Annotated in this window: 6 protein-coding genes; 1 reads left to right on the plus strand and 5 read right to left on the minus strand. The window is 72.3% G+C overall.

Translation table 11 applies throughout. The annotated features are described in order from the left end of the window. Positions 1-94: 94 nt before the first annotated feature. The gene (locus SZN_RS09515; RefSeq protein ID WP_007493705.1) at positions 95-1,324 is read right to left on the minus strand and encodes a helix-turn-helix domain-containing protein; all 1,230 of its coding nucleotides are present in this window, start codon (positions 1,322-1,324) and stop codon (positions 95-97) included. Between the two features lie 377 nt (positions 1,325-1,701). Continuing rightward, positions 1,702-2,019: a hypothetical protein gene (locus tag SZN_RS09520; protein ID WP_007493708.1), complete on the minus strand. Its 318-nt coding sequence runs from the start codon at positions 2,017-2,019 to the stop codon at positions 1,702-1,704. Positions 2,020-2,366: 347 nt separating this feature from the next. Between SZN_RS09520 and SZN_RS09525 the strand changes: the two genes are divergently transcribed. Next, complete coding sequence (locus SZN_RS09525) at positions 2,367-2,894, plus strand: universal stress protein (RefSeq protein WP_007493710.1); 528 nt, start codon at positions 2,367-2,369, stop codon at positions 2,892-2,894. A gap of 299 nt (positions 2,895-3,193) precedes the next feature. On the opposite strand, the gene glmS is transcribed toward SZN_RS09525, so the two are convergent. The 3 genes from glmS to SZN_RS09540 all read right to left on the minus strand — a co-directional run bounded on the left by glmS (position 3,194) and on the right by SZN_RS09540 (position 6,290). Beyond that, a complete protein-coding gene (gene glmS / locus SZN_RS09530) occupies positions 3,194-5,011 on the minus strand; it encodes a glutamine--fructose-6-phosphate transaminase (isomerizing) (protein WP_007493712.1) in 1,818 nt (605 codons plus the stop codon). A gap of 13 nt (positions 5,012-5,024) precedes the next feature. Further along, positions 5,025-5,282 (minus strand): hypothetical protein, encoded by a 258-nt coding sequence (locus SZN_RS09535; protein WP_007493714.1) that lies wholly within the window; start codon positions 5,280-5,282, stop codon positions 5,025-5,027. Between the two features lie 132 nt (positions 5,283-5,414). Continuing rightward, complete coding sequence (locus tag SZN_RS09540; protein ID WP_007493717.1) at positions 5,415-6,290, minus strand: DUF4429 domain-containing protein; 876 nt, start codon at positions 6,288-6,290, stop codon at positions 5,415-5,417. Between the last annotated feature and the right edge of the window lie 72 nt (positions 6,291-6,362).

Raw genomic sequence — 6,362 nt, forward strand, 5'->3', positions numbered from 1 at the left:
GTGGCACTGCCGGTCCGCCCCGGCAGCCCCTGCCGTCACCCGTGACGACCGACGCCGGACGGGCCGAGGGCCCGTCCGGCGTCCGGTGCTCAGGTCACGATCCGCTGCGCTGCCCCGGCAGCCCCACCCGGCTCGCGGCGTACGCCTCGCGGCCGTGGTCGGACGGCACCGCGACGGGCGCCGCGGGGCCGAGGTGGGCCGGGCCCGGGGTGCGGCGGGTCTGCATCGGGACCGGGCCGCCGTCCGGATACGGGCTCGGCGGCGGGGCGGAGACCGGGTGCTCCGGCTCCACGACGCGCTCGCCCTGCGGCCGCCGTGCGCGGTAGGCCGCCCGGTAGGCGGCCGGCGAGGAGCCGAGCTGGCGGCGGAAGTGCCCGCGCAGCGCCACCGGCGAGCGGAAGCCGCAGCGGCCCGCGACCTCGTCCACCGAGTAGTCCGACGTCTCCAGCAGACGCTGCGCCTGGAGCACCCGCTGGGTGATCAGCCACTGGAGCGGGGCACTGCCCGTCAGCGACCGGAAACGGCGGTCGAACGTGCGGCGGCTCATGTACGCGCGCGCCGCCAGCGTCTCGACGTCGAACTGCTCGTGCAGGTGCTCCAGCGCCCAGGCGACGACCTCGGCCAGCGGGTCGGCGCCGATCTCCTCCGGTAAAGACCTGTCGAGGTAGCGCTCCTGACCGCCGGAGCGGCGCGGCGGGACCACCAGACGGCGGGCGAGCGCGCCCGCCGCCTCGTTGCCGTGGTCCGTGCGCACGATGTGCAGGCACAGGTCGATCCCCGCCGCGGTGCCCGCCGACGTCAGGACGTCGCCGTCGTCGACGAACAGTTCGCGGGGGTCGACGTGCACCGACGGATAGCGCTTGGCGAGCGTCGGCGCGTACATCCAGTGCGTGGTCGCGGGACGGCCGTCCAGCAGGCCCGCCGCGGCCAGCACGAAGGCGCCGGTGCACAGCCCGACGATGCGGGCCCCCTCCTCGTGCGCCCGGCGCAGTGCGTCGAGCGCCTCCTCCGGCGGCGGCGAGGTGATCGAGCGCCAGGCGGGCACGACGACGGTGCCCGCCCGCGAGATCGCCTCCAGCCCGTGCGGCGCGGTGAGTTCCAGTCCCCCCGTGGTCCGCAGGGGGCCGTCCTCACCTCCGCACACCAGCAGGCGGTAGCGCGGCACGCCGGCGTCCTGGCGGTCTATTCCGAACACCGACAACGGTATGGAACTCTCGAAGATGGGGCCGCCGCTGAACAGCAGCACCGCGACGATCTCCTTGCGGCGTCGCCCGGAAAGCTTCCGGGCCGCGGCTTCCGGCGCGGCAGTGGAGTCGTGGCTCATCCTGCTAAGCCCCCCTCGGTGGTCGCGGCTCCTCGGTTGTGTCGCTCCTGCACGTTTCCCCTCGGTCCTGCACGAGTCCCCCGCCGTAGACAGTCAAGATCGAATCTACTGTGTCGCGCCGTGCCGCAGTGGCCGGTTCGGCACTCGGCACATTGTCGACTTGGCAACTTGGCGTAAAGCATTCGATCACGAAGCGTTGCACTCCAGGACCGTGCAGGGAAGTACGCCTTGTCGCAGTGGCCGATCCACGTAGGGTGCGCGGGGCCTCCGGCACCCTTTTCCCGCAGGTGGGGCGGGGGTTGGGGGGTGCTCGGAACAGGGGATGTGCACGCGCCGGAAGTTGGCTGAAAAGTGCCGTGCGCAGGCGCGGAAACCGGTCAGCCGACCTCTGTATTCCGCCCCGTGTGGCGTCCGGCCCGGCGAACGCCGGCGGCGGTGCGGTGGTGGCGGCCGCGCGGCCGGGGCGCGCGGCCGGTGGGCTCCTCCTCCAGCAGCCGTACCGAACCCTGCTCCGACTGCCGCAGCAGCAGGCGGCACACGGCCGTCACGGCCGCGAGGCCGAGGGCGGTGCCGGTGGCGCCGGCCAGGGAGGTGCCGTACCAGAGGAGCACGACGGGGACCAGGACGCAGCTGAAGGCCGCCCAGCGGACCACCTCGGTGGCGCTGTCCTCGGCGGGGATGCGGGGTCCGGTCATGGCTGCGTGCTCCTGGGCTCCCTGGGCGGCGGCTCGTGGTGATCAACGCGCGCCCGGCCGGTCGGTCACTGCCCCGGAGGGTTCCGGGGCGCGGCGGTCAAGTGAATCCTGAGCAAACCGCCTGTACAGCCCAGCAACCATTGCGTTACGGGCGTCCCTCGTGCATGCTCCCTGGGACCCGCGCCGACCGTGAGCGGGGATCTGGGCGAAGGAGGCGTGCCGCCGTACCCTTGGGGTATGGGGTTGGGAAGACCATTCCCGGACACAGCTCCGCTGCACACTGCCGGATCCGTCAGCGAGGCCCGCTCGCGGGCCCACCCATAAAGGATCACTACGCCGAGACAGCCATGGCCGGTCACGAATTCTTCGAACCCGCGGACCGCAAGCGGCCCGTCGCCGATCCCACGGCGGCCGACCCCCTGGCGGCGGACGAGTCACGCCACCCCTGCGATCCCGCCTTCAAGCACGGCGTCGTCGTCGGCTTCGACGGCTCCACCTCCAGCGAGCGCGCCCTCGCCTACGCGATCGGCATGGCCCATCGCTCCGGGGCCGGCCTGATCATCGTCCACGTGGCCAACCGGCTGCCCACCACGGTGTGGGCCGGCTGCGAGCCGCCGGTCTTCGTCGACGTGCCCGACCACCGCACCGAGGTGCTCGGTCTGGAACTCGCCTGCGCCGAGTACCTTGCCGAGGTGCCCTGGATCCTCGTCGAGCGCGGCGGCGACATCTGCCACGAACTGGAGGAGGTCGGGCGGGAGTACGAGGCGGACGCGATCGTCGTCGGCTCCACGCACGGCATCGTCGGCCGGCTCTTCGGCTCCGTGGCGGGCCGGCTCGCCAAGCGGGCCAGGCGTCCCGTCGTCGTCATTCCCTAACCTCAACCCGCTCCCGTTCCCCGGGAGATGGGGCGGCCGGTGTGCGGTGTCCCGGTGAGCGCTGCCCGGACCTGCCCGCCCGTAGAGGTGTTTGCGCCCTTGGCGGGGGGCATGTACCGCTCACCGCACGTCAACGACGCGCCGCAGGCCGGGGGGTGACGGTCACCGGTCGGCCGCGCGGGCCGGGGGGCGGGCGGCCCCCGGCGTCGAAACGGACCCCCCGTGACCGTTGGTGTCACGCGGGGGTCCGTCTTGTGCGCGGGCCGCTCGCCCGCGCCGTCCGCGCGGGGCCGGTGCGCCTACTCGACCGTCACCGACTTGGCGAGGTTCCTCGGCTTGTCGATGTCCCGGCCCAGCGCCAAGGCCGTGTGGTAGGCGAGGAGTTGCAGGGGGATGCCCATCAGGATCGGGTCCAGCTCGTCCTCGTTCTTCGGGACCACGATCGTCTGGTCGGCCTTCTCCTGGGGCTGGTGCGCGACCGCGAGGATCTTGCCGCTGCGGGCCTTGATCTCCTCCATCGCGGCCCGGTTCTTCTCCAGCAGGTCGTCGTCGGGGACGATCGCGACGGTGGGGAGGGCCGGCTCGATCAGGGCCAGCGGGCCGTGCTTGAGCTCGGAGGCGGGGTACGCCTCGGCGTGGATGTAGGAAACCTCCTTGAGCTTCAGGGACGCCTCGCGGGCCACCGGGTAGCCCCGGACGCGGCCGATGAAGAGCATCGAGCGGGCGTCGGCGTAGCTCTGGGCCAGCTTCTCGATCTCCGCCTCCTGCTCCATGACCGCGGAGATCTGCGCGGGCAGCCTGCGCAGGCCCTCGATGATGCGCTTGCCGTCGCGCACCGAGAGGTCGCGGGTGCGGCCGAGGTGCAGGGCGAGCAGGGCGAAGGCGACCGTGGTGTTGGTGAAGCACTTCGTGGAGACCACGCAGACCTCGGGGCCGGCGTGCACGTAGATGCCGCCGTCGGCCTCGCGGGCGATGGCGGAGCCGACGACGTTCACCACGCCCAGCACCCGCGCGCCCTTGCGCTTCAGCTCCTGGACGGCCGCGAGCACGTCGTAGGTCTCGCCGGACTGGGAGACGGCGATGTAGAGCGTGTCGGGGTCCACGACCGCGTTGCGGTAGCGGAACTCGGAGGCCGGCTCGGCGTCCGCGGGGATGCGGGCCAGCTCCTCGATCATCTGGGCGCCGATCATGCCCGCGTGGTACGAGGTGCCGCAGCCGAGGATCTTCACCCGGCGGATCTGGCGGGCCTCGCGGGCGTCCAGGTTGAGGCCGCCGAGGTGCACGGTGGAGAAGCGGTCGTCGATGCGGCCGCGCAGCACGCGGTCCACGGCGTCGGCCTGCTCGTGGATCTCCTTGTGCATGTAGGTGTCGTGGCCGCCCATGTCGTAGGAGGCGGCCTCCCACTCGACGGTGGTGGGCTCGGCCGTGGTGCGGGTGCCCTCGGTCGTGTACGTGCGGAAGTCGTCGGCCTTGAGGGTGGCCATCTCGCCGTCGTCCAGCGTCACTATCTGCCGGGTGTGGGTGACCAGCGCGGCGATGTCGGAGGCGACGAACATCTCCTTCTCGCCGATGCCGAGGACGACGGGCGAGCCGTTGCGGGCCACGACGATGCGGTCGTTGAAGTCGGCGTGCATCACCGCGATGCCGTAGGTGCCCTCGATGACGCGCAGCGTCTCGCGGACCTTGTCCTCCAGCTTGTCCGCCTGCGAGCGGGCGATGAGGTGGACGAGGACCTCGGTGTCGGTCTCGGACAGGAACACGACGCCGTCCGCCTCCAGCTTGCGGCGCAGGTCGGCGGCGTTGTCGATGATGCCGTTGTGGACGACGGCGACCTTGCCCCCGGCGTCCAGGTGCGGGTGGGCGTTCACGTCGGAGGGGGCGCCGTGGGTGGCCCAGCGGGTGTGGGCGATGCCGGTCGTGCCCTTGAAGCGGGCCGGGACCTTGGCCTCCAGGTCGCGCACGCGCCCCTTGGCCTTGACCATCTTCAGGCCCGCCGCCTTCGGGGAGGTGACGACTATGCCGGCCGAGTCGTAGCCCCGGTACTCCAGCCGCTGGAGGCCCTCCAGCAGCAGGGGCGCCACATCACGCTTCCCGATGTATCCGACGATTCCGCACATGTATACGTATTCCTCAGCCGTAGACGATGCGGCGCAGCTGCCGGAGCGTGAGCTCGGGCGGTGCGACCGCGCGGTACTTCAGATCCGCCTCGATCCGTTCGAAGATCTCCGCGTTGGCCAGGCCCTGGGCCTGGAGCTCGCGGTGGCGGCGACGGACGTAGTCCTGCGCCGTCTCGTCGAAGTAGGCGAGCACGTCCTGGACCACCCGCAGCGCCTCGCCCCGGTTCAGGGGCGTGGAGCGCGTCAGATGATCGACAAGTTCCTCGTGCACCCGATGATCCTGGGGTACCGGCGGGTCTTTCGCAAGAAACCTGCCCGATTTCGGGCAGGCTTCCGGGGGAGGTCGCGAACCGCATTCCGGCGGTGCCGCCGGACCGCCCCGGGCGTCGGTCCGGCCGCCCCGCTACATCCGCTTGAGGACCGCCTGCTTGGCCAGCGCGAACTCGTCGTCGGTGAGAACACCCGTCCGGTGCAGTTCGCCGAGCTCGCGCAGCCGGCGCAGCAGCGCGTCGTGGTCGTCCTCCACGGGCGCCGCGGGTCCGGGTGGCAGCGCCCGGTCCTGCGGGGCGGGGCCCGCCCCGGCCGGGTGCGGCAGCCGGGCCTGCACCGCCGCCGCGACCAGGGCCATCAGAGGGTCCTTCTTGAAGCCCCACAGCTCCACCGCGTCGGGGTCGTACTTGGGCGGTGCCTTGGTGGCGGCGTTGCCGACGGTGAAGCGCAGCCAGCCGTTCTCCAGGCCCACCGCCGGATGCCACTCGACGGCCCGCACGTCGGCGAGCGCGAGCGAGCGGCTGCCGGCCGCGGCCTTGGCCTCCTCCGTCTTCCAGTTCCACGCCAGGCGGATGTGCTCCCCGTCGAACGCGGCGGTGCCGTCCCCCGCGGAGACCGACAGCGGCACGGAGGGGCCCGGCAGCAGATACGCGTCGACGGACCCGGCGGGAACCCGGTCCAGCAGCAGGGCGTTGCGGACCTCGTCCACCAGGTACTCGGCGACGCCGTGGCGGTCGGACTCCACGAGCAGCTGGTAGGGGTCGTGGGGTTCGGTCAGCCGGCCGCCCGTGGCGAGCAGCAGCGGATCGGCGCCGTCGCGCAGCCGCAGCCTGAGCCGCCCCGCCCTGCGGCCCTGCTCGAAGGAGATTCCGGCCAACGCCCCCAGCGGGAGGACCAGTTCACCCAGCGTCTTGCGGAGCAGGCTGACGTTCTTGTCGTGCCCCGGCGTCAGCCGCAAGGCGTCGCCGTCGAAGACCCATGTGCCGTCCTTCTGGATGATTTCCGCCATGGGGTGGATTGTTCCACCCGCCCCGCGGGAGAGTGGTCCAGACCTCTGGGAGCGCCGGCCGCCCGGTGCCGC

Source organism: Streptomyces zinciresistens K42 (genome assembly GCF_000225525.1).
Taxonomy (GTDB): domain Bacteria; phylum Actinomycetota; class Actinomycetes; order Streptomycetales; family Streptomycetaceae; genus Streptomyces; species Streptomyces zinciresistens.